We start from the raw sequence: 23,840 nt of genomic DNA, 5'->3' as shown, positions 1-23,840 counted from the left end.
AGCTTTATTTTTTCCCTTTTACATAATCCGCATCAAACAGGAAGAGCTTGAAGACCAGAATAAGGGATGGGATCAACAGGCACAGACCGCCGATAAACACAACAACTAACGCTAAGCCCATTGCTGGTGAAGTTGCACTGCTCTGAATCGTGATATACGGATCAAGAATATAAGGGTATTGCCCAATCCCATAAGCGAAAAAGGCACAGAAAAATTGCAGCATGATGCATATGAACGCTAATCCGTAACGGCGTCCGTTATATAACAGCCACATTGCGATCATGAAGAAAGCAACGGAAAGTGCCAGCAACCACCATAAATCCATCATATTTTGAAAATGCCGCTCATTGTGTTGACCCAAATAGATAAATGCTGTCAGTGCGAGAATTATCGTCGGTGTGCTCCAAAACAGGGCATAGTTCCGCATCAGCTTCAACGCGGAATGATCCTCTGCACGAGATGCGTAAAAAGTCAGAAATGAGCCGCTTATGAACAAAACGGACACGATTGCCAGTCCAACGATGCTCCACGATAACGGATTGGTAAACAGCGCCCAGTAATCCAGAGAAACCGTCTCAGCCTGCTTCACAATAAAGCCGCCTTCAGACAAAGTTAGTGCCACTGACAACGAAGCCGGAATAAGCAGACCTGTAGCTCCGTACAAAAAAAGATATACTATGTTTTTCTTGGAACCATAATTTTCAAAAGCATAGAACGAACCGCGAATCGCAAGAAGAATAACTGCAATACTTCCCGGAACAAGCAGCGCGGAGCCATAATAATAGGCTGTGTCCGGAAAAAATCCGACGATGCCAATGTAGAAAAAGATGAAAAATACATTTGTGATCTCCCAAACGGGTGATAAATAACGAGAAATCAGACGATTAATGAGATGATCCTGCTTCGTCAAACGTGCATAAAAGGCGAAGAATCCCGCTCCGAAATCAATGGAAGCTATAATTAAATAGCCGTACAAGAACAGCCAGAGCACCGAGATGCCAATTATTTCGTAACTCATCATTCAGTGCCCCCCTTTTCCGTAGATTGATTAGGATGTTCCTTCATCCATTTCTCCATCTCAACTTCTGCCGGATTATTGTTGAACAAGCGTCTTAGCACGATTACACACATACTGCCGAGTACGATGTACAAGAGCAATAAGGCGAAGAATATAATTCTTACATTCGGTGAAGTCGTGGCAGCCTCCTCTACACGCATATATCCACGAATAATCCACGGCTGTCGCCCAACCTCTGCATAAAACCAGCCTAGCTCTACAGCTAGAAAAGCGAGCGGTGCGATCAGTGCGATGATGCGAAGCATCCACTTATTAAGCGCATTGCGCTTTTTCCAGAACACAAATAGGAAATATAGGACCGATATAGCGAGCAGAGCAAATCCGATTCCTGCCATTAAATCAAACAGGTAGTGAACAAGAAGCGGTGGCCATTCTTCTTTGGGAAATTCCTCCAGCCCCGTTACCTCTGCATTAAAGTCTCCAAAGGCCAGGAAGCTGAGCACTTTCGGCAGATGAAGAGCCCCTATAACTTCATGCTCTGCATTCAGCCATCCCATTAGAACCAAATCCACACCGCTGCCTGTCTCAAAATGCCACTCTGCCGCTGCAAGCTTCTCTGGCTGATGCTCGGCCAAAAACTTGGCGGACACATCACCAGCTAATGTGTTCAGCAAGCCGAACAACAAAACAACCGCCATCATGAGATTCAAGGATTTTTTGTGGTATGCGGACACCCCTTTTCTCAGCATTGCAAAGGCTGCAATCCCGGCTAACAAGGCAGCTCCTGTCAAATAAGCCGAGCTTAATACATGGAACACCTTGGAGAACGTCGCCGTATTCAGCATCGCTTGCACCGGGTCAATCGCTGTGAATTGACCAGCTTCCATGACAAAGCCTCCAGGCTGGTTCATGAATCCGTTCACCGTCGTAATAAAAACGGCAGACATGCCTGCCCCGGCGACAATCGGAAACGTCAACAGCCAATGAATATACGGATTTTTAAACCGATCCCACGTATACAAATAAATGCCCAGGAAGATGGCCTCAAAAAAGAACGCGAACACTTCCATGAATAACGGAAGTGCAATAACATTCCCAGCCAGTTTCATAAAATTCGGCCACACCAGGGCCAATTGTAGTGAAATCGCTGTGCCGGTCACGACACCAACCGCTACAGAAATGACAAATCCTCGAGACCATCTCTTCGCCATAAGTGTATAATGGGGATCCTTTTTGCGGATCCCGATGAACTCTGCAATAGCGATCATTAGCGGTATACCGACGCCAATCGTCGCAAAAATAACGTGGAACCCGAGAGTCAAGCCTGTCACCAGCCTGCTCCATAGCACCGTATCAATTGCCATTCTTTACTGCTCCCTTCAAACTCTGTTCATTTTTCGTCATAAGTTGATGCTTATGATTAGGACGGCTAATTCTTGGGCTGCATTCAATATCAGGTTTAGCGGGGCTCAGCGACATCGTTGCCTGTTGGTTTTAGTATGACGTTCCTCGTTCTTTGCTATGTAAAAAGAGAAAAATTTCACAAAGCAAAAGTTGGCTAGCCTATTTACCTGATACTGAGCAGTCAAATTAATAACGTGACCCAATGATTAAAATTATCTTATCTTAAATTTCAAGTAATTCAATCACTGACATCTCTTAATCCCTAAACGTTCAAGAAAGGGTCAAATCTTTCTGACAACTCAGTGAATAACACAAAAATCACCCGAAGGAGCTATTGATTCATTAGCATATATGTGATGTCAGAAGTCTCCTCCTATCTCGATGTTAATTAAAACCGATATTTTTTTATCTTAATCCCTAATATATACTCCCTTTGCAACAAAAAAACACTGACTCAAATCATCAGTGTTTTGAATTAAAACTAATGTCATCTTCTTCATGACAAATCTTGAACTGCCACTATCATTTAGTACGACCATAGAAAAAAGAGTATCCATCTGACTTCCCAAGCTTAGTTGTCTCCGTTGCATCCACTAGCTTGACCGCTTTCAGCAACGATATAATTTGCGTATGCATGAGCTTTGCATCAAATTTATCTATCTCTCTGTTGTCACTATCCACGAGCAGATAGTCGGGCATTGGAATGAAGCCAATTACTGGTATCCCTGCTTCAAATAAGGGCTGACTCTCTCCAAACTCAAACTTGTTATGTCCTCGCAATAATACAGCACGTGTGCCGTCTGTCTTTTCAATAGCCTTCAGCCAAATGGCTGCCATCATTTCATTACCCGCATAGGTATATTCTGTACTTATTTGTCCAGTTGGACCATAGTGACCCGTATCATCGTCCTTCCACTCCATGCTGCCTAAATGCTCAACCGTAATTCCAGCTACAGCTTTTATATGGCCGTTCTCGCCATCCCAGAGCTCTCGATGCCCCTCCATCCAAGTAGAAGTCGCCTGAGAAGATCCTTTGAAATCAGGTAATCTAAAATGCCCTGTTACAAAAGCGAAAATCATCGTACGTTCCGGCTGCTCCTGCTGCAAGTAACGAATCATGGACAGCATGCCCACAGCACCATTCTCCTCCACCACATTTATCCCATCCGTATGAGTATTTACGATAATCGCTTCATCTTTATTTTTACCGTCAATTTTTACATAAAAGGATTCTGTTGGGGCATTTTTTTGTATTTCCGCTTCTAAAATAACCGTACCTTCTTTGTGCTCCTTGGCTGCACTTATCACCTTTTTCCCTTCCGTTTCATTGACCCAGATCGCAGGGATTCCAGCATAATCGGTAGTAAAAGGCACATACTGCTTTTCAATCTTATCGTCGGATACCCCTTTCCAGACAACAACAACAGCTTTCACACCCATTTCCTTCGCTTGCTCCAATTTAGCTTCTTTTAAAGCTGTAGTGAGGACTAGATCGCCTTCATTTGGGGCGATTTGGCTTTCCTTTGGAGATGAATCCCGCATGTTCATTACGATTCCACTTGGGAAATTTTTAAAATTTTCAATTTCAATGACAGCAATTTTTCCGCTAGCCTGTTCATATTCACCACGCTTCGTATACACCAGTTCCCCTGTTACACCTTTTTCGTCAGTTTCCCCAGAATAGGGAAAAGCTGAAGAGACATGAATTGGCTGCTGATCAATCATTAAAGAGCTGCTCTTTTCTTCCCATCGGTCAAAAGTATAGCGATCACGAGATACTTGCAGCCCCATATCCGTTACCTGCTGCTCCAGCCATGCGATAAATTGATTGTGACCCTCAGAGCCGGTTGTCCGGCTTCCAAAAGAATTCATCACTTCAATATCCTTCAGCATCACTGCTGCAGAATCCAATTTACGTTCATCGATTGTCACGGCGGCATCAGCTGCTAATGCCACAGGAGTTGTAATAGGTTTTGTATAGATTCCAATACCCCAAAGTATAGTGACGATAAGAGCTGTAATGCTGAATAACACTTTACGAACCACTAGAAACGGAGTGACCCTTCTGTGTCCCTTTTGCTCAAAAAGTCCTCTCCATATGCCCGCTACGATCAGCAGCAAGATAGAAAGGGCAAGCAGCCAAAATTCTCTTGTTAGTATGAATAACCCTTCTGCCACAATCGCACTAATAAATACCACTTGTAACTTCTCTCGCTTTTTAAAAAGTAAAATGGAGATGCCTAATTCCACTAACAAAATGATAATGGTCACAATCGAGATTACCGTTTCTTTGCCAATAAATAATGTAGCACAGAGTGCTAGGATCAAAAGCAGCACCGCTGACAATCGTCTATATAAGTTTTCTAACATGACGCCCTCCCATTTTATCTAACTAAAATTTTTGACATTACATTTGTAATGCCTTATGGTTTTAGCATATTGAAAAGACTCATGAAAAACAATGAAATGAAAACCAGAATGTACAAACGGAGGGGAAATGTCATCTCAAATCATGAATTATACAGTCCAAATACCTCTCAGCATCAATCCAATAAAGAAACCAACCGTTTGACAAGAGAAGCCATCTGCACGGCATTAGTCTTCTTGATCCAGGAACAGCCTTTTAACAAAATTACCATCACCGATATTGTGAAGCGCGCAGGGGTCTCTCGAACGGCCTATTACAACAATTATTCCTCCAAGCAAGAGATCCTGGTGGATTTGGTCGATTCGCTTATTTTCGAAATTAATCAAAAACTCTTGCCTTACACCAATGAATTAACAGGCAAAGCCAAAGAACCTCAAAAATTTATCAAAGTACTTTTTGAAGTTATTTTTCAACAGCGTAACATCTACAAAGCACTTCAAAGCGCAAAGTTTGATCATGTGATTTTGGATTGCTTGAATGAAATGATGCTCTCTACTGCTCACGACAAAAGCGAAGAGAATGTGTATCGAATATACTTTAAAGCGGGGGCCCTCTATAATGTTCTCCTCAAATGGATACAATCCGACTTTGCAAAATCCATTGACGAAATGACCAAGATTTGTCTCGAAGTATACCATACTCCAATGTCCCAGGAATAAGGTTTAAAAACGTATTTTTAAATGGAAAAACAAAGAAACCACGGAGCCGATTTCGGCACCGCAGTTTAATTATCAAACCATACTATTGGATTTGCTTCATGAAAGCTTTGAATTCCTCGGCGATTTCTTTGTATTTTGTATGATGCAGGTAATGAGAACCTTCCATCGGGATCATTTTGCCCTGTGCGGATTGTTTGACTTGCTCCTCATGTAGTGGAATCCACTGTTTATTGTGCTCATTATTCGATTGAACGAAAAGAAGCAACGGCAAGTCATTTGGCATTGTGACTTGTTGTCCATTTTTGAAATTGGAACCGAGGTGGCTCAATTCATTCATCAACGTTGGATTGTTCGCGACTTGATTCGAAATCAAACGCATCTGCTCTTTAGTATGCTCATCGAATGCAAGCGATTTATACGGATCTCCGCTCACTTTTTGGAACAATCTCATCAGACCTGATTTTTGAAGAAACTGCATGGATTTCAAAGGTAATTTGACATCCATTCCGGGTTGATTGGGAACGCTGCTATCGATGCCGACAAAAGCAAGAACTTCATCCGGATAAGTGTTCACATAGGTCGCTCCGTAAAGTCCCGCGATGGAATGTCCCATTAGAATGTAACTGTCAACACCCAGTTGCTGCAAAGCTTCGTGAACCTCACTTACTATATTCTCCGTCGTTCTTTCCTTCTCTGTTTTATCGCTTAAACCATAACCGAAAGGCTCGACTACCACGACTTTATAATTGGGGGAAATTTCATCGATCAGCAATTTGAAATCAAGTGCAGGCGACGGGGTTCCTTGTCCCGGAAGGAGTACAACGGTTTGTTCTCCGCTGCCTTGAATGAGTACATTCATTTTTTTTCCATCCACTTTGACATACTGGCCATACGATTCGATTTTCTTTTTCTCGACTCCGTCGCTGATTGTATCAACGATAAAAACGATGCCAATGAACAGCACGAGCGCCCCTATAATACCTCCGATTATTTTTAACCATAGGTTCCGTTTCTTGTGGCTCTTTGTCCCAGTTGTTTTTATTTCCACCATATTTGCCACGTTCATCTCTTCCCTTCCTTGTCCCTGTATCTGAAGTGCCGCCTTGACGACATATTCAAAGTGTAATCTAGCAAGATGTACTCTTCGTGACGACAATATGAACGGAATATGAACAAGCCATATTCTCTAAATGAATTGAAATCAAAACTAAAACAACCTAAGGCATGAACCCTAGGTTGTTTTAAACGTATGATTCTACATATATTTTTACATATGCAGCCCTTGAAATACTTCGTTCAAGTTTTGAATGTTCATCTTATTAATTGCTAACGGTTACCTTGATGGTATCACTTACGGTCTCTCCAGCTTTATTGACCAGCTCCGCCCGATATTCATATACGCCGGAAGCGCGGCCGCTGACCTCAGTCGCAGCGCTCTGCGCCGAAGGCGTGTTGGCGTTTAGCGCTTGCGTGTCAATCAGCTGCCCGTTCTCATAAAGGCGATACTCTGTGGCATTAGTGCCCCACCATAGATTCATCGTTACTTTATAAGAGCCGTCTCCGTCCCAGTTGTCATGGGCCAGGACCGGCTTGCCCGGTGCGGCATCGCGGATCATCACCGTGAGCGGCTGGCTCTTGGTTGTGCCGTATTTGTTAGTTAGCTCCACTGTGTATACATAGGTGCCGTTCGGCTTGCCGTTAAGCGTTGTACTTGCCGTCTGGGCGGACGGAGATACATCCTTCAGAGACTTGGAATCGATCAGCGTGCCATTCTCATAAAGCTTATAGCTGGTAGCGTTATTGCCCCACCAGAGGTTCATAGTGACGGTAAAGTTGCCATCACTGAGTCCATAACCGTAGCCGCTGTTTGAGGACAACACTGGCTGTCCAGGTTTGTCAGTTGCGATAGTGACTCCACCTGTAATCTGGAACGTGTAGCTCTTTTCTGCAGTGTTTCCCGCGGCGTCGATCACGATGTAGTTTACTGTATGGGACCCGGCACCCAGCTCCGCAGCGTTCAAGGTCTGTCCTTCGGCAATGGGTTTTCCATCCAGCAGAAGCTGTTTGGAGGACACGCCAGACAGGTTATCATCGGCAGTCAATACAAACTTAAGCTGGGCTTCCTCCTCCACATCGCCGACCGCATGACCGGACTCCGTAAGCTCAGCTGTCGGTGAAATCGTGTCGATATTAAGGCTCAGTGTCTTGGTTTCTTCCGCTTTGCCCTTGCCAGAAACCGCATGGTAAGTCAGTGTATGCCGTCCGTCTTTGCTTACGGCCAACGGAGTGCTGTATACGGCTTCCGTACCGCCGTTCAGCGAGTAATAAACCTTAGCTGTATCTGAGTTGGCCTTCAGGGTCACTTCGACGGGCTGGTTCAACCAGCCCGCAGCGTTCGGATTCGCCGACAGCGTCGCCGTCGTTACCGGAGCCACCTCTTCTTCCACAATGCTGAAGTCTCCGAGACTTCTAGGCTTGAGTTGGTATACGTCTTTGAAGATCGCAGCTACGCCCGTAATATTGAGCTTCTGTCCTTCCGCATAAGGGAAGCTGTCTTTCGTGATGCCCGTCCGGGTATCCACCCGGATATGATTGCTTGTCCCGCCATCGGCGATGGCGTCAAATTCAAAGGAACCGCTTGGAGTGGCGGTGATAATATTCGTCACTGTCACGTCTTTAAGCTTGAGCAGCTGACCTTGATTGGTATCGTTCACTGCCAGCACGTCAACGGACTCGGGCAGCTTCGCAGTGCCGGCCTTCTCGATCTGCACAACTTCGGTCAACTCTAGCTCCGAATTATACAGCGCCGTGGACGCTGTTACCTTAACCGCGTCGCCGGCATGGAAGCCACTTTGGCTCTGGTAGACATAAAGACCGCCGGTCTTATCCTGCAGATAAAAGCTTTGCCCGCCGAAAATACCCGGCTCAGTTGTTACGACTCCCTCAACCGTCACCAAGGATCCTACTATCTTGGTCCGGGCTTCGCCGATGGAGACGGTCGCTGGAATCGGATCTTCCTCATCCGGAAGCGGTTCTGCAGGGACGTTACCGAACGTTACCGATTCAGTCTTCAGGTTCGTTCCGTTCTGGCGCAGCCGCAGGTTGGAAGCAGCCGTGGTGCCCGGTTTGATCTGCACGGTCAGATCTTTATAGGCATGGCCCGTCAGATCTGATGTCAGGCTAAAGTTGGCGCTGTAATTATAGCTGCTCGGCCAAGTGCCGTCGCTGTTCTGGATCTTGGCGATCTGGGCACCGCTGCTCACCTGGTAGATACCCAATTGGAAGCCTGATACGCTGGTATTGGCAGGAAGATTATCTACGCTGACGCGAATCTGGAAATCCTGCGCGTTCGGTAGCACCGTCTGGTGCGTGAAATTGTACACCGCACTTGCTGTAGCCGCTGGTCCGCCGTAAGAACCTGCCTTGAAGGTGTTACGGTCAAACCATTTATAGCCGGCGTTTGGCGCGGCCCATGGCTCTGGCTGAGGTTCGGTGGAAAGTGACGGCTCTTCAAACGGATGCAGCTGTGTCGGCTGATCCAGCGTCAGGCCACTTACCTGGGTGAAATCCGTATAGCTCTCCTGTTCGGCGAGCCAGTTAACGGTGTTCACCAAGAGCTCAGCATCGTCAGCCTCCTTGAAGCCGTCGTAAGTCGTTTTCTTGGCACCGGTATCCTCGCGCAAATACTTCGGCGTGGCATCCTCGACCGGAGAGGAGTCGCCGATAAAGGCGGCTTTACCGGCACCTTTTTTCGCCACGGCCACGTAAGGACCTTCCGCTACGCCGCCGCCATTGTAGACGCCTTGGTCCACCGCGTTGCCCCAAGCGTTGTTGGTTTTCGGCAGATAGACGATGCCCTTCGCCCGGGTCGGGTCAAGGATTCCCAGCGTGGAGCCGGCATGCATGGCTACACTTGATACTCCTGATGTAATACCGAAGGCCTGATCGGGAGCCACGATGTTGGTCGCGTTGATGTCACCGAGCGCATTGAAGCGGAATCGGACGCCGAACTCTTCCGCCAGCCAGTCGGAGCTGACCACGCCTTGCATTGTCGCGGAGCCGGCCTCTTCGGTGCTCATGCCTTTGGCCGGGTTGTCCCAAGCTCCGCGGCGGTAACCGTTGAATGCCTCGCTGCCGTCCCAGCGGTTCTTATTCCGGTCTGCATTGTAATGATCGCCGATGAAGAAGATGCTGCCGCCGTTCTCCACGTATTCCGCCATGGCTGCCTGCTCGCTGGATTTATATGGAATGTTAGATTCGGCCACGACGAAGACGTCATAGCTGGAAAGATCGCCTAGCGTAATCGGAGTAGTCTTACGAAGCTCCTTGACGTAATAGCCTTCCTGCGCAAGCGCATTGCCAAAGTCGGAAAAAGCGCCGTCGATAACCCAGTCAGCCGCTCCGGCTGTCTGCGCGTGGGTATTGTCGAACAGAATTTTCTGGCCTGCATGCTCGTTGACCACTTTGGCTTCAATGAATGGCGCGGGGTCGCTTGGCCCCTCAGCGTATATTGCCGAGCCGGCTCCGAATGTGAATAAATGCAGAGGTACGGCAACAGATGCAACCAGCATGCTTTTTAGCAGCTTCTTTTTCCAACCTGAATGCTTCTCCTTCATATCCTTCCTCCTTAAAATATAGATCGGTGGATTTTTTCATAATTGCCCACCGCTTTCGTCTAATATGCTATCTCATAAGGATTAGGAAAAACATAGATTTATGTAAAGTGTTGTAAATTTATACTTTTGGCCTATACAGTGGGTGAAAACAAGGTCGAATCTTGGAAATAAGCTATGAAAAAAGTCTTAGTGAAACTGGAGTTTGGGTCCGGAACGTCCTGCAATAGAAAAATGGCTAAACACAAGAATCAAAAAAATCCCCCCATGTATGCAGGAAGAGTTCGTGATCACATGAACTCTTATAGTCCTGACTATCATGAAGGGATTTTTGGCTAAAAAGCAGACGCTGCTTGATGCAGCACATACTTCATTCGATTATTTATTGAAAGTAATCTTTTCCGAACCGTTCTCAAGAATAATCGAAGTGTCCCGCGGCTTTGTTTCCGCGATTTTGCGGCCGGCTCTGAACGAATAAAGTACTCCGGCCTGTTTACGAATGGTCTCATACTCATTCTCTGCTTCAAGAACGATAAAGTTGGCAGGTTTACCTTCTTCAATGCCGTACATATCCTCGATATTCAACGTTCTTGCGCTATTTTTCGTAATAAGATCGATTGAATTTACGATTTGATCGTATCCGAGCAACTGAGAAGCATGAATGCCCATGTGCAGCACCTGTAGCATGTTGCCTGTGCCTAGCGGATACCATGGATCAAAGATGTCATCATGACCGAAGCATACATTTAGTCCGGCTTCCAACAGTTCTTTGACACGAGTTAATCCTCTTCTTTTCGGATAAGTGTCAAAGCGTCCCTGCAGATGGATGTTAACCAGAGGATTGGAGACGAAATTTAGGTCAGCCATCTTCAGTAATCTAAACAATTTGTACGTATATGCATCATTGTATGACCCCATCGCCGTCGTGTGGCTTGCTGTCGTACGGGAGCCAAGCCCGCGTTCGTAAGCTTCTTTGGCTACAACTTCCAAGAAACGGGATTGCTCGTCATCGATTTCGTCGCAATGGATATCGATCAGACGGTCGTATTTTTCAGCGAGGTCAAACGCAACCTTCATTGAATCGACGCCATATTCTCTTGTGAATTCGAAGTGTGGAATACCACCCACCACATCAACACCCATTTTCAGCGACTCTTCTAGTAATTCAACGCCATTTGGGAAGGAGTGAATACCTTCCTGTGGAAAAGCGACAAGCTGGATGTCAATGAACGGTGCCATTTCTTCTTTCACTTCAAGCATCGCTTTTACGGCGGTCAAGCTTGGATCGGTGACGTCCACATGTGTTCGTACATGCTGGATACCCTGCGCGATCTGCCACTTCAATGCAGTTTTGGAACGCGTTTTGACGTCTTCATGCGTCAGGAAGGCCTTGCGTTCTGACCAACGCTGGATACCTTCAAACAGTGTTCCGCTCAAATTCCATTCCGGCTCACCTGCTGTTAACGTTGTATCCAAGTGAATATGAGGTTCAATGAACGGCGGCAGCACAAGTGAGCCGTTAACATCAATTACTTCCTCATTCGCAGTTAGTTCCATTGACTGCGTGATAAGCTCAAACTTCCCATCTTTCACAACAATATTCCATAAACCTTCTTTACCCCGCAATTTTGCGTTCTGTATAATCATTTTTATTCCCCTTTTCATTGGATTCTTTCTTAGCAACGATCAGCATTATCAGGGTGTATACAACCGCTGTTCCAATCAGTGCATTAAGTGGTGTTATTCCTGGAGCCAGCTGGGCGAAGGCCACGCCGATAACCCAAGCCACCATCGCGATCCAGTTTACATTTTTGAAAGTCATGTCGGCAAATGGTTTATAGTTTCTGCGCTTCACAATAAAATAGTCTGCGATGATGATGGCACCGATGGACGGGATCGCCGCGCCCAGCACATTCAGGAAACCAACGAAATTGTTGTACATCCACATGGCAAATATGGTACCCACGATGCCGTTAACGATAACGAAAAACTTTTTCGGAATTTTAGTGATATTGGCAAAGCCCAGCCCGGAAGCGTAAAGTGCGTTATCGTTAGTTGTCCAGATGTTCAGCCCCAGTACGATGATCGCGGGAATGAGCAATCCTTGCAAGAACATGACCTCCGAGATATCTGCCAAATTATAAGCCATTGCGCCGACTGCACCGAAGAGGAACATAAGTGAGTTCCCTAGAAAGAACGAAATGACCGTTGCAGTAACCGCCTGCCGGGATGTTCTGGCAAACCGGGCAAAATCGGGCGTCAACGTTCCGCCGCTAATGAATGACCCGATACAAATGGTCAATGCTGCTGCGGCGGTGAGCGACTCCGTTGGTGAGTAATCGAGCAACCCTTGCAGACCACCTAGCGTGTTTACTCCTTCGAACACGGAGTAACCACCGAGAATAGCAATGGCCGGAACTGCTATATACCCCAGAATGACGAGCGACTTCATGCCGAAGATGGCTGATGCCGTCATTGCGAGACCAAACACGAAGATCAAAAGGTACACATTCCAGTCCATCGCTCTGGCGACCGGTACCGCGAACATGGCTACACCGACACCAAACCAACCGACCTGTGTGAAGCCAAGCAGGAAAGAAGGAAGGTAGGACCCTTTTTCACCGAACGCATATTTTGCAAGCAAATGCGTGGAAAGACCTGTTTTGGCAGCGATATGCGCTAGTGCTCCTGTATAGATGCCGAGTGCCAGATTACCTGCAAGTACGATCCCAATAAACTCCATGAATGTCAAGCTGACGCCTAACGTCCCCCCTGCCAGCATGCTTGCCGAAAAGAAAGTGAATGCCAACATGACGGAAAACGTCTTCCCAAAATGATTTCTCTGCGTTTTCGGCACCGCTTGCCACGAAAACTCTTGATCTTGTTTACTCATCAGAATACCCCCAGTATAAAGTGTCCTGATACCAAAAAAGCAGAAACAAAAGAGGCTACTCGTCAAATTAAACTGACAAGTAGCCTCTTTTGTTCATCATAACCCGCGCTAAGACACAGAGCATCCCTTGACGGAATATGCCCTGCTTCTCACGCGATTATAAAAATCCGCTGTCCTTGTCAGCCTCTCTGGACTGAATTAAAGGTACCAGTATTCAATTAAACTCTATTATTTTAGAAAAACCTATGGATGTCAATGTCATTAATATCCATTGATTAAAATTCTCTTTTGAATGCTGAAATTGGAAAATTTATCTGGATGATGTTGACCAAGCCTTTCATACGGCACTCACACATAAGGCAAAGCCTTAAGTGGAGCCAGACAACCTCACTCTGGGGGTACCTCAACTTCCTATCAAAAATGCTCTGATCTACAGTCCAAACGGAGTGGTTATTGAATTTATTCAGGAGTTGAATTTTTATGTAGAGTAAGCTCCGTTTCGTTCACTCATGTGACGCATCTGTTAAACTATTTAGTAGTGTCAAGTAATAAATTAACAATCGTATCAAGCTGAAGCTCTAATGAAAAAGGGTCTTCCATTACGAATTCATCATGATAGTTATCACCATACAAATAAACTTAATCCTCTTCATGAATCCATGCACGGTAATAAATGATATAGTAAACAAATTTCTTGCTTGTCGGAACAATATTGAGGGTCGCCCCTTTTCCACGATGCAGGAATTGAAATCCTGTAAAAGAAAATTCGGACTGATCTAACTGAACTTGAGCGCTCCCATGTACCGAAAGTAAAAACATACTGGCAGGAATCTTATATTTAGATGCTTCATTAAGCTAACGAGCAGGTTTTGGGATTAGCAATCCATAAGAAGCAACCCAAGTTGAATTCTGCTAAAATGTAGTTAATGTATAATGTAGATATCCCTCATGAACAAAGGAGAACTGAAAATGAGAAAACTCGTTCTATTTCTGCACGCATCGCTTGACGGTTTTGTAGAAGGGCCGAATGGTGAAATGGACATTGGCTGGGTTTCCTACGATGCTGATTTGGAGAAACATGCGAAAGAAATTCTTAGTACTGCCGACACTGTCATTTGGGGACGTGGGACTTATCAGATGATGCACAGTTACTGGCCAACTGTGCCTTCGAACCCATCAGCTTCGCAGCATGAACGGAATCATGCCGAGTGGATCGAAAAGACAGCCAAAATCGTTTTTTCCACGACGCTGGAGAAAGTCGAATGGAATAATTCCAGACTCGTGAAAGAAGATGTCGAGGAAGAGATCAATAACCTCAAACAGCAGCCAGGCAAGGATATGGTCATCCTCGGCAGTCCTAGGTTGGCACACCACCTTATGCAGCTTGATTTAATTGATGAGTATAAAATTACGGTTTCTCCCGTCCTGATCGGTAAGGGATTGCCGTTATTCCAAGGTCTCAAGGAGAAGATCAATCTTAAGCTAATCGAAAACAAGACCTTTGATTCTGGAGCCATAGGTCTCGTTTACCAGACGGTAAGATAACCTTGTCACCTAAGGTGATTACGCTAACGGGGAACGTTAGTGGAACGACAACAGCGGCAGTCTAAGACTTTATTTTCACCAAACAACAGGTCAAGATATTTATCTAAATAACAAAAATCCGATCACCCTACAGGGAGCAATCGGATTTTTGTATAATAAATTATTGTTCAGCCGCCAATTGCAGAAAATGATCCGCAGCCAAACGGACAGCCAGGATACTTGCGCTGTTTAGTGAATTATCAAAGATAAGAACATGATTGTTTTTTACTGCTTTCAGTGAGTTCCACGCTTTTGAAGTTTCCTTCTCCTTGATGGCCGCCTTTGCGATATCCATATCATGTTGGATAATAATATAATCGGGATTCATGCTGTATAGACCCTCCAGAGAAAGCGCCCCACCCTCCTCGGGATATCCCTTTGGTGGCAACAACCCAAAGCCTACAGTTTGATTGTAGTACATCGTGTTTTTAGAGCCTTGAGTATTAAAATTGGCTTTTCCATCGACCCGTAGCAAGGCAAAGGTCTTATTTTCAAGACTATTTAACTGTTTTTTCGTATTGGCAATCATTTCTTGGGTTTCCTTAATGGCTTGTTCCGCTAACGTCTCTTTTCCAACAATCTGAGCACACAGCATCGTCGTTTTTTCCCAGGTATCGGTGTAGTCGATTAAGATGACAGGTGCAATCTTGTTCAACTCCTCATAATTGCTATCAACAGAACCCTTGAAGGTTACAATCACATCAGGCTTTGCATCCATGATCATTTCCAGATTCGCATTGCTATTGCCCAAATCAATAATCTCAGCAGTTCCGGCATAAGGCTGTAAAGTAGCGAAATCTTTCATAGCTTCAGCTGCGTTAGTTGATGCGATTGGAGGCGTATCTAGAGCAAAAAAGTAATCTAAATACAAAGGATGAAGAACCGCTATCCGCTCAGGTCGTGTCTTGAGCACCACTCCATTATCGCTGGCATCCGCAATTGTTCTTGGCCATCCCTCTTCCTCGATCTTGCCGACTTCAGGTGCAGTTGTGACTGAAGTTTCGGAACATCCACCCAGTAATCCTGCAAGGATAATTAAGGATGCAATCCATCCAAATAATCTATTCATTTGGCTCCCCCTTGAGTTGTTATCATTACGATCTGTATAAATGCTTCATTAAATCACGGTTTTTCAGTATGAACAGATCATTGTGCGAAGACACCATCCCGGACGAATTTGCCTCCGGCGTGATGTACTGTTTGGCCTGGTTTACCGCATTGGCAGAATCATGGAACGCTCCTGCTATCAGGTGCAGCTTCCCTTCATGATGCAGAACATCACCTGCCGCATAAATTCCCGGTACGGAAGTCCCGCTCATTGCTGATCCTGAAATCCGATGTTCCCACAGATCCATTTTTATTTCACTGTTCACCAGCAGTTCTTTGTCGCGTTCATAGCCGTGATTAATGATAACCTCATCAACGGACAGTTCAAATGCTTCTCCGTTGTCATTGCTTTTTAGCAGTACAGTCCCTATTCTTTCGTGATCTGGTGTGGCAATCAATTTTTCGATTGAAGTATTTAATAAGCACTCTACGCCATTGTTTGCCAAACGTGAAATATCGGCTTCATGCCCCTTTAAGTTCTCTTTCCGGTACGTCAAATACACCTTCTGGGCAATCGGGGCCAGTTCGTTCGCCCAGTCAACAGCAGAATGTCCGCCACCCGATATTAGAATAGTCTTCTCTTTGAAGCGGGCAAGTGACTTCACCGTATAATGCAAATTTGTGATTTCAAATCTTTCAGCTCCCTCGATTTCAAGCTTGATCGGCTTCAGAATACCTCCTCCAATAGCTAATATTACAGTTTTGGTGAAGTGCTTCCGGTTTGTGGCCGTGTGCAATATAAAGTAACCTGCTTCATCTTTCGAGATGGATGTGACCTTTTCATTAAAAGCAACCTTCGGCTGGAACGTCATCCCTTGCGCAACCATTTGTTCAATAAGCTGCGAGCCAAGAATAGGTTGTAAGCCTCCCACATCCCAGATCATCTTTTCCGGATAGACATGCACCTTGCCGCCAAGTACAGGCTGAAATTCAATGATTTTGGTCTTCATTTCGCGGAGTCCACTATAAAATGCAGCAAATAATCCGGCCGGACCGCCGCCAATAATCGTAACATCAAACATTTCCTCTTCATGCATCGTTCAATCGCCTCAACTCTCTTTTATTAAATCCCTAGATGCTCACGTAAAGTGCACCCCGTATATTCACTTCGGAACAAGCCTCTCTCAACCAGCTTCGGTACCAGCTTCTCAAAAAACAGTTCCATAGATTGTTCTGAACCGCCCGGCAAGGCGATGAAGCCATCTATAGCCCCCGCTTCAAACCGCTCAATAATATCGTTCAGTACATCCTCGACTGTCCCGACAGATACCCAATGAGCAGATCCGACAACCTCCGGCCTGTCCAGAATCTCTTTCACTGTAGGTTCGGTTTTGATAATATACCGCCGTAATAGTTCGGCATGTGTCCGGCTGCGGACGGCCTGATTTGGATCGGGTAACATATCGGCAGTTACGCGCCTATCTATGGAATAACCGGTTAAATCAAGACCTAACACCGATTTAAGCGAAGCATGTCTGCGATCAAGACTTAAATTCGCATGTGCGGTCTTATGTAATTCAAGCGCTTCTTCGCGCGTATCAGCCAGGAAAAAATATAAGCCCGGCAAAACTCTGATGGCATCCGGATCACGTCCCTGCTCTGCCGCTCTTTTTCTCAGATCATTCCTTAGCTCCACTCCTGATTCGATATCCGGCATTGCTGCAAAAATAGCATCTGCAACGGAAGAAGCGAAATTCCGTCCAATATCCGAAGCGCCGGCTTGAAATAGCGGAGGCGTTCCTGACCTGTGAGCAGGCAAAGTAAGCGGCCCTTTTACACTAAAAAATTCACCGGAATGATTTATAGCAGTCACTTTATCTTTATCCGAGAACATACCCGACTGACGGTCGATAACAATCGCTTCATTCGGAAAACTCTCCCACAGCTTGCATACAACATCCGTGAACTCTTTTGCCTTGGCATATCTCTCTTCCGGTGAAGGCATAGGTGAATCGCTGAAATTATCGGCGCCTTCAATAGAAGTGACAATATTCCAGCCGGCACGTCCATTGCTCAGCCAGTGTAAAGACTGAAGCTGTCTTGCTACAACATAAGGCGGATTAAAAGTGGTAGAAATCGTCGTCACCAGTCCGATCCGCTCGGTTTCACGGGCTATGGCTGCAAAAAACAATGCAGGGTCCGGGCTGCCGAAATTAGAGGAATCCCCTAACATCTGCGGGCTAACATACAGATAATCAGCCCTGAAAAGAAAATCGAGCTTAGAATTCTCCGCCATTTTTGCCAAATCAATATAATATTCAATAGACCCCATCTTTTCGACTCTGCTATCCGGGTGCCGCCAGCCGTCTCCTTTCATCCAGGTTGCATTTAAGGACAACCCAATACATAATTGTCTGTTTCCTGTCATATCTACCAGCCTTTCATTTATAAATCAATTTACTGATAATGATTCTCAGTTACAAGGGTGAGTTTATCAAAAATTTAAATAAATTCAAATGTACAAATCTCAAATTCTACATGCATCATTATTTAATCTAAATAAAAAAAGTCTGCACTTCTGGTTCATCACCAGTAGCTGCAGACTTAATTCAAGTATAAGAAACTCGATATGTATATTATCTAATTATCTATAGGCAGAGGGAGCAACGCCGAATTTCTTTTTAAATAATCGGCTGAAATACAGCGGATTGTCATAACCGACACGGTCCGCAATCTCGTGGATAGGAAAATTGCCTGCTTTTAATAAGTCACAGGCTCGTTCCATACGATAATTAACGACATAGTCGATTGGACGCAGCCCCGTATATTTGTGAAAGAAGTAAGAGAAGCGGTTCGTACTCACTGCATGCCGTTCCGCTAACTCACCGAGTGTAAGTGAATTCATATAATGGAGTTTAATGTATGCAAGGGCTTCGTCTACCATCCTTTGATTCGGTGAACTGTCGTTCTCTCTGTAACTGCAAGCAATCAGAACCTGATGCATTAGGCTTAAGAACAGCTCTTTGATACGCAGCTTTCCAATTTCTCCGGATGGATGGGTATTCTGATGAAGCAGGATTAGTAATTCAATAATTTTTAGATTGGCTCCTGGCTCCAGCTTGAAATGAGAGTCAAATTCGGTAGTACAATTCATTTCTTCTGGCATATCCAATTTATAAAAAAGGGAGTAATACTCAAGCTCTGATTGTCCTATAACCCGCGAATCCATCTGCATGCCTGGAGCTGCATGAAAAACTGATCCTGGCCGTAATTCATATACCGTACCATTCACCCTTATTCTGGCTCCCCCGCGAATGATAAACAGAAATCCATGCTTAACGGTGGTAAATTCACTTAATAAACTTTTTGGCTGGATGACTAATCTGTTTCTATCTTCTATATCATAGACACCTTTAGTAAATGCCTTTGCTAATTTGTCCAAATTTATCAATGTTCTGCACCTGCTTCTGTTAAAATCAGATCCAAATCTGATATTTATTTAAAATAGTATAGACAAAAGCGTGCAAAATTGCTAGAAGAACAGTTTTTCTACTGAAACAACACATTACAACGTAATATTCATTATTTAAGCCGATCCAGAAAAGGATCGGCTTATTTTTATAGTTTTTTCAAGGTCAATCTTGTCTGTTCTCAACAGATTTCATGCGGTTTTGATCGTCCGGCACTCGGTCATTACTAAATTCCTGGCCTGCTTCTACTTCACCATGACCGGAAGCACTTCGGGCAAAATTTGTGAACTGCCTTTTCTGCTCATCTAGCTTGTGTTTACTCTTAAGAAGCTCCTGCGGATCCTGATTTGTCATAATACTATCCTCCCAAAATGGAATCATGCAGTTTATTCGCACTACAGAAGTTTTCCATAATAGAGCGGTGCTTATGCAAGAATTTCAATTACTTTATTCAAAACAAGGTATTCTAAAACAACTATCCCAACGCAAAGAATAATAAAAAACTGAAGTCTTGCCGTATTCATTCTATCCTTCCAATACTCTCCTCTGAATAATGAAACGATGTTAGGTGTAAAAGTATGTCTAATCGTTTCGTTATAATCATCATTATCCACAAAGAACACGCGAAACAATACTTTATATACTGGAATATTTAAGAACAGTAGAAAAATGATCATCACAAGATCGAGACTCAATTTACTCGCCTCCCAAGATTCACTTATCCTAATTTTACCACATAAATAACTCTAGACATTGGAGGTCGATGACAATTTTATAATTGCTCTATTTAAAAAAGCCCTTCCTTATATAGGAAGGGCACTCATCGCTAATCTCCTTTGTCTACCATACTTCCATCATATTAGCAGTCAAGTTTTCAGAAGATTGCTTATCTCGTTCAGGTTTTCAGAGAAACCAACGAACACCTTGTCTTGAATGACAATGGTCGGTACGATCTGCTTGCCTGTCAGCTCCAGCACTTCCTTCGCATAATTCACATCTTCTTCGCAGTTGAATTCGATGTAGGGAATTTGATGCTCATTAAAGTAGCGCTTGGCAAATCGGCAATCGCTGCAAGTTGGAATCGTGTAAATTTTGATCGGTGTTTTCGAATCGATTTTCAGCATAAATGTTCGCTCCTTTACGCGTTAATTTGTTTTAACTGCTCGATTTAATTCGGTCCACAACATGCTGAACTTTTCTTTCCCTTTCGCCTGCTCCTTGTATAAATCGATCGCGTGGATACGATAGGAACAAATCATACCGATCTTAGTAAGCAGATTCGTCGTACAGCGACTTCCCCCGACTTGAATGGCAGATGATACCGCCAGTATCGTCTTTTATCCCATGATCATGGGCTTACTTCACATCAACGACGAATGGTACGGTGAACACTTCCCCGTTATGCTGAAATTGTCCCCATAATTTATACGTCCCACTTTGCGGAAAAGAAGTCGCGAATTTTGCATCCGGTCCCGTAGCTTTCTCATCGATTGGATGAACATGAAGATATTGATTCGCATCTTTCGATAGAATCACAACATGGCCGACATCTCCTAAATAAGGCTGCAGGTTATCAATCCCCTTCTTCGTCTTCGCATCGCGAATGTCGAAGGTCAATGTCACTTCTTCGTTTGGTTTCGTACCACTCAAGGCCAGTTCAATTTCCTTGCCACCCACTTCTTTTACCAGCTTCCCTTCGGGCGTAATCGCGGCATGTTTGCTTTCCTTGCCTTCCACCTTCACCCATTCGCTAAGCGTGGAATTGGCACCGCCAGTAGGAATAAAGTCCGCAAACACCTTGTACTCACCTCCAGCCGGGAACGAAGTGTTCACCGTAAATGTGCCGTCTCCCTTAAACTCGGGATGAATGTGGTTAAAGAACGACAAATCGTGATTGACGATGATGAGATGAAGCAATTTCTCGTGATTGATATCATACTTATTGACCGTTTTCCCGTCCTTATCCGTAATTTGAATAGTCAATTCCGTTTCTTCGTTTGCTTTTGCGGCGCCTGTGGGGAAGGTAAATGATACGTTAAGATCCTCCAATGCAGGCTTCGCAGCTGCGCCATGATTGCCGTGGCTACCTCCGTGCTTCATGTCTTCCGCCTCCTCTTTCTCATTTCCTGCATTCTTCTCGGCGTTCTCTTGCCCGCTGCTTGCTGCATGCCCGGCATGGTTATTTCCGTTTGCTAGCTTCTTGTCCTCCGCTTTGCCGCATGCAGCCAATACGCTAAAAGCGACCACCGCAGCAGCGACGAGGAGTATCTTCTTCTTCATGGTTATAGCAACTCCGTTTCAATATAAATTCGAAGATGCAGAGCGCATCTTGACACGCTGCAGCCGCAAAGTCCCCCTTACCCTATAATAATGATGGCATAAAAGCCGTATCATTACTGAAAGCGGTCCGACCTTTATTTCATCAGTTTATTGATCGTCTTCATGAATTCCGTTAATACTTCCGTATCCCCTACTTGAATCCGTTCGATGACACAACTTTTCATATGATATTCAAGTACTAGCTTCCCGACATCATTCAATGATGCTTGCACCGAAGAGATCTGATTCAACATATCGTCACAGTAAATATCTTTCTTAATCATGGCTTTAATGCCAAGGACCTGTCCTTCGATTCGATTCAATCGGTTGAGCAGATCGCTATTGGCTTGATTGGAATGATGGCTCTTGCGCTTATCCTCTCCAGGTGAGCAAAAGCCCGGATCTTGCTGAATCACTTGTTCAAAGAGTATCGATTCTTTGCTCATCGGAATCCTCCTTTCTTTTAAAATACTCCACACCCCTATATACATAAAATATAAGTTTGTTAATTCGATGGAGTCCTGTCAACTCCGTTGATTAGGCACTGGAGCTCGATTCATTGGTTATATAGCTCTCTTGTCACTTGCTTCACCCTGCTTAGGTGAACGGATAAATAGAAACGCTAGCACAGCACCTACAAGAGCGACGATACCAGACCACATAAAAGCTTGTTGAAAGCCTTCGTTTAGCGCGGAGACCGGGTCAATACCGGTTTGGGAAGCAGTTGTTGAACCCGCAATCGCAACCATGATGGCCAAACTGATAGCTGAACCAATCTGGTAGCTCGTATTGGCGAGACCCGATGCAAGCCCTGCTTCTTCGGGTTTAGCCCCCGACATGGCGGACATCGTAGCCGGAATATAGGCAAGTGACATGCCAAGTGCACCAAGCAAGGAAGCTGGAAGCACGTTGGCGATAAAGTTCCCATCAACCGGCGTATTGCTAGCGAACAGAAGCATCGAACACCCGAGTGCAATCAATCCAATGATCAAGTTTGCTTTTATTCCGAATTTTCCGATTAATTTACCGGTAATCAAAATCATGAAGATAGTAATTAGGACCGTCATCGGCAGTAAGCCGACTCCGCCGGCGAAAGCAGAAAACTTTAGCACCTGCTGCATATAGAGATTGAGGAAATACCACAGCGGAATCCAACTCCCAGCCAGCATAATGAGCGCGATATTGCCTGCAGCCAGATTGGGTGTTTTAAAAATCTTCAGTGGAACAAGCGGTTCCTTTTTAGTTGCCTGAACGATCAGGAAAAGGATAAATAACACGACTCCTGAAATAAGCGTCCACAACGTGGATGGCGCTCCCCATCCATTGTGTTCTGCAGTAACAATGCCATATACCACCAAAACCAAAGCCGCTGTGACGAAGATGGAGCCAATGACGTCAATGCTGCCTTTTCTTCGCATTCCCTTGGCTAAAAGTCCAGGCGACAGGAGTAATGCAATAATGCCAACGGGTACATTGATGAGGAAGGTCCATTGCCAGCTGAGCCACTCGGTAATGACCCCGCCAAGAAACACGCCGGCTGAACCGCCAGCAGCAGCTGATGCGCCCCAGAAGCCTAATGCTTTCCCTAGTTCTTTGGGGTTGCCACCGAAGAGCATCATAACAATCGTTAACGCGGATGGGGCTATTAATGCGGAACCAAATCCTTGTAGGGCGCGACCAACATTAAGCGCTTCCTCGTTCCAAGCGAGTCCTGCCAGCAAGGAAGCTAACGTTAGAATGGAAAATCCCCACATGAATATGCGGCGCTGACCAAATAGATCGGACAATCGACCACCAAGTAACAATAATCCGCCAAAGAAAATGACATAAGCGTTAAACACCCACTGTAAACTTGCCTGCGTATAGCCGAGCGCTTCTTTGATGGCTGGCAGTGCAACGCCGATAATGGATGTGTCCATGATCACCATAAAATTGGCAAGACATAGTAAGGCCAGAGCCATCCAGCGTTTGGGATCGGCTTGCGGTAAAGTCTGTGCTTGATTATTCATAACTTTCTTCCTCCTCCTTTTGTAACCAATAATTAAAATTTTTAATACCAACGCAGTAATATACTATACCCCCCTACCCTATAATGTCAAGAGTAAATTGTCGTATTTTCCTCAGTTCCAGAAGAATTTCAAAACTGAAATAGGAAAATGTTCATTACAAGGCTGTTTATTGGCACCCAGAAGACGATTTATAGTTTTGCCTTCAACCGTAGTAATGAGGAATCGCCAGGGGTAGCTTGTTATTTTGAACGTCATATAAAAAAGCTGCCTCTGAGGGCAGCCTTTTTCTTAATATATCGTTATTGCGAACGTAGGAATGAACTTCTCAAGCGTTCTTGTATCGGTAATATACTGCCTTTTCGGAAAAAAAGGCGTATCCCAAACTGGGACCCCCCT

18 protein-coding genes are annotated in these 23,840 nt (G+C 44.9%); 2 read left to right on the top strand and 16 right to left on the bottom strand.

Annotated elements, in window-relative coordinates:
* Positions 1-4 precede the first annotated feature (4 nt).
* The 3 genes from QNH28_RS15365 to QNH28_RS15355 all read right to left on the bottom strand — a co-directional run bounded on the left by QNH28_RS15365 (position 5) and on the right by QNH28_RS15355 (position 4,792).
* A complete protein-coding gene (locus QNH28_RS15365) occupies positions 5-1,021 on the bottom strand; it encodes a cytochrome d ubiquinol oxidase subunit II (RefSeq protein WP_042188427.1) in 1,017 nt (338 codons plus the stop codon).
* The gene (locus tag QNH28_RS15360; RefSeq protein ID WP_283907469.1) at positions 1,018-2,382 is read right to left on the bottom strand and encodes a cytochrome ubiquinol oxidase subunit I; all 1,365 of its coding nucleotides are present in this window, start codon (positions 2,380-2,382) and stop codon (positions 1,018-1,020) included. The genes QNH28_RS15365 and QNH28_RS15360 overlap by 4 nt, the downstream gene beginning before the upstream one ends.
* 562 nt (positions 2,383-2,944) lie before the next feature.
* Entirely contained in the window at positions 2,945-4,792 is a 1,848-nt protein-coding gene (locus QNH28_RS15355; RefSeq protein WP_283907468.1) for a hypothetical protein, read from the bottom strand.
* 81 nt (positions 4,793-4,873) lie between these two features.
* On the opposite strand from QNH28_RS15355, the gene QNH28_RS15350 reads away from it, so the two are divergent.
* Positions 4,874-5,509, top strand: a complete 636-nt coding sequence (locus tag QNH28_RS15350) for a TetR/AcrR family transcriptional regulator (protein ID WP_283907467.1) — start codon at positions 4,874-4,876, stop codon at positions 5,507-5,509.
* A gap of 82 nt (positions 5,510-5,591) precedes the next feature.
* Here the strand turns inward: QNH28_RS15350 and QNH28_RS15345 are convergent, their stop codons facing one another.
* The 4 genes from QNH28_RS15345 to codB form a co-directional block, all read right to left on the bottom strand.
* Positions 5,592-6,575: an alpha/beta fold hydrolase gene (locus QNH28_RS15345; RefSeq protein ID WP_283907466.1), complete on the bottom strand. Its 984-nt coding sequence runs from the start codon at positions 6,573-6,575 to the stop codon at positions 5,592-5,594.
* A 253-nt stretch (positions 6,576-6,828) separates the two neighbouring features.
* On the bottom strand, positions 6,829-10,125 hold the full coding sequence (locus QNH28_RS15340) for a chitinase N-terminal domain-containing protein (protein WP_283907465.1): 3,297 nt from the start codon (positions 10,123-10,125) through the stop codon (positions 6,829-6,831).
* A gap of 375 nt (positions 10,126-10,500) precedes the next feature.
* Positions 10,501-11,769 carry a cytosine deaminase gene (locus QNH28_RS15335; protein WP_283907464.1) on the bottom strand — a complete coding sequence of 423 codons (1,269 nt, stop codon included), beginning with the start codon at positions 11,767-11,769 and terminating at the stop codon, positions 10,501-10,503.
* Positions 11,738-13,015 carry a cytosine permease gene (gene codB, locus QNH28_RS15330; RefSeq protein ID WP_283912160.1) on the bottom strand — a complete coding sequence of 426 codons (1,278 nt, stop codon included), beginning with the start codon at positions 13,013-13,015 and terminating at the stop codon, positions 11,738-11,740. Before codB ends, QNH28_RS15335 begins: the two co-directional genes overlap by 32 nt.
* A 969-nt stretch (positions 13,016-13,984) precedes the next feature.
* On the opposite strand from codB, the gene QNH28_RS15325 reads away from it, so the two are divergent.
* Entirely contained in the window at positions 13,985-14,560 is a 576-nt protein-coding gene (locus QNH28_RS15325; RefSeq protein WP_283907463.1) for a dihydrofolate reductase family protein, read from the top strand.
* Positions 14,561-14,720: 160 nt separating this feature from the next.
* On the opposite strand, the gene QNH28_RS15320 is transcribed toward QNH28_RS15325, so the two are convergent.
* From QNH28_RS15320 to QNH28_RS15280, 9 genes are all read right to left on the bottom strand, one after another.
* On the bottom strand, positions 14,721-15,668 hold the full coding sequence (locus QNH28_RS15320) for an ABC transporter substrate-binding protein (RefSeq protein WP_283907462.1): 948 nt from the start codon (positions 15,666-15,668) through the stop codon (positions 14,721-14,723).
* Between the two features lie 25 nt (positions 15,669-15,693).
* Positions 15,694-16,743, bottom strand: coding sequence for an NAD(P)/FAD-dependent oxidoreductase (locus QNH28_RS15315; protein ID WP_283907461.1), 1,050 nt, complete (start codon positions 16,741-16,743; stop codon positions 15,694-15,696).
* Positions 16,744-16,769: 26 nt separating this feature from the next.
* Complete coding sequence (locus tag QNH28_RS15310; RefSeq protein WP_283907460.1) at positions 16,770-18,074, bottom strand: NtaA/DmoA family FMN-dependent monooxygenase; 1,305 nt, start codon at positions 18,072-18,074, stop codon at positions 16,770-16,772.
* 216 nt (positions 18,075-18,290) lie between these two features.
* Positions 18,291-19,088, bottom strand: a complete 798-nt coding sequence (locus tag QNH28_RS15305) for a helix-turn-helix domain-containing protein (protein WP_283907459.1) — start codon at positions 19,086-19,088, stop codon at positions 18,291-18,293.
* 193 nt (positions 19,089-19,281) lie between these two features.
* A complete protein-coding gene (locus tag QNH28_RS15300; protein WP_042188410.1) occupies positions 19,282-19,470 on the bottom strand; it encodes a hypothetical protein in 189 nt (62 codons plus the stop codon).
* A gap of 512 nt (positions 19,471-19,982) precedes the next feature.
* Positions 19,983-20,240, bottom strand: a complete 258-nt coding sequence (locus QNH28_RS15295) for a glutaredoxin family protein (RefSeq protein ID WP_283907458.1) — start codon at positions 20,238-20,240, stop codon at positions 19,983-19,985.
* 232 nt (positions 20,241-20,472) lie between these two features.
* Entirely contained in the window at positions 20,473-21,396 is a 924-nt protein-coding gene (locus QNH28_RS15290; RefSeq protein WP_283907457.1) for a DUF8832 domain-containing protein, read from the bottom strand.
* Positions 21,397-21,530: 134 nt separating this feature from the next.
* Positions 21,531-21,881, bottom strand: coding sequence for a metal-sensitive transcriptional regulator (locus QNH28_RS15285; RefSeq protein ID WP_283907456.1), 351 nt, complete (start codon positions 21,879-21,881; stop codon positions 21,531-21,533).
* A 117-nt stretch (positions 21,882-21,998) separates the two neighbouring features.
* Positions 21,999-23,444: an MFS transporter gene (locus QNH28_RS15280; RefSeq protein ID WP_283907455.1), complete on the bottom strand. Its 1,446-nt coding sequence runs from the start codon at positions 23,442-23,444 to the stop codon at positions 21,999-22,001.
* Between the last annotated feature and the right edge of the window lie 396 nt (positions 23,445-23,840).

The sequence above is a fragment of the Paenibacillus sp. G2S3 genome, assembly GCF_030123105.1.
GTDB lineage: Bacteria > Bacillota > Bacilli > Paenibacillales > Paenibacillaceae > Paenibacillus_AQ.
Note: the sequence above shows the minus strand (reverse complement) of the source record. Positions and strands in the feature narration are given on the sequence as shown.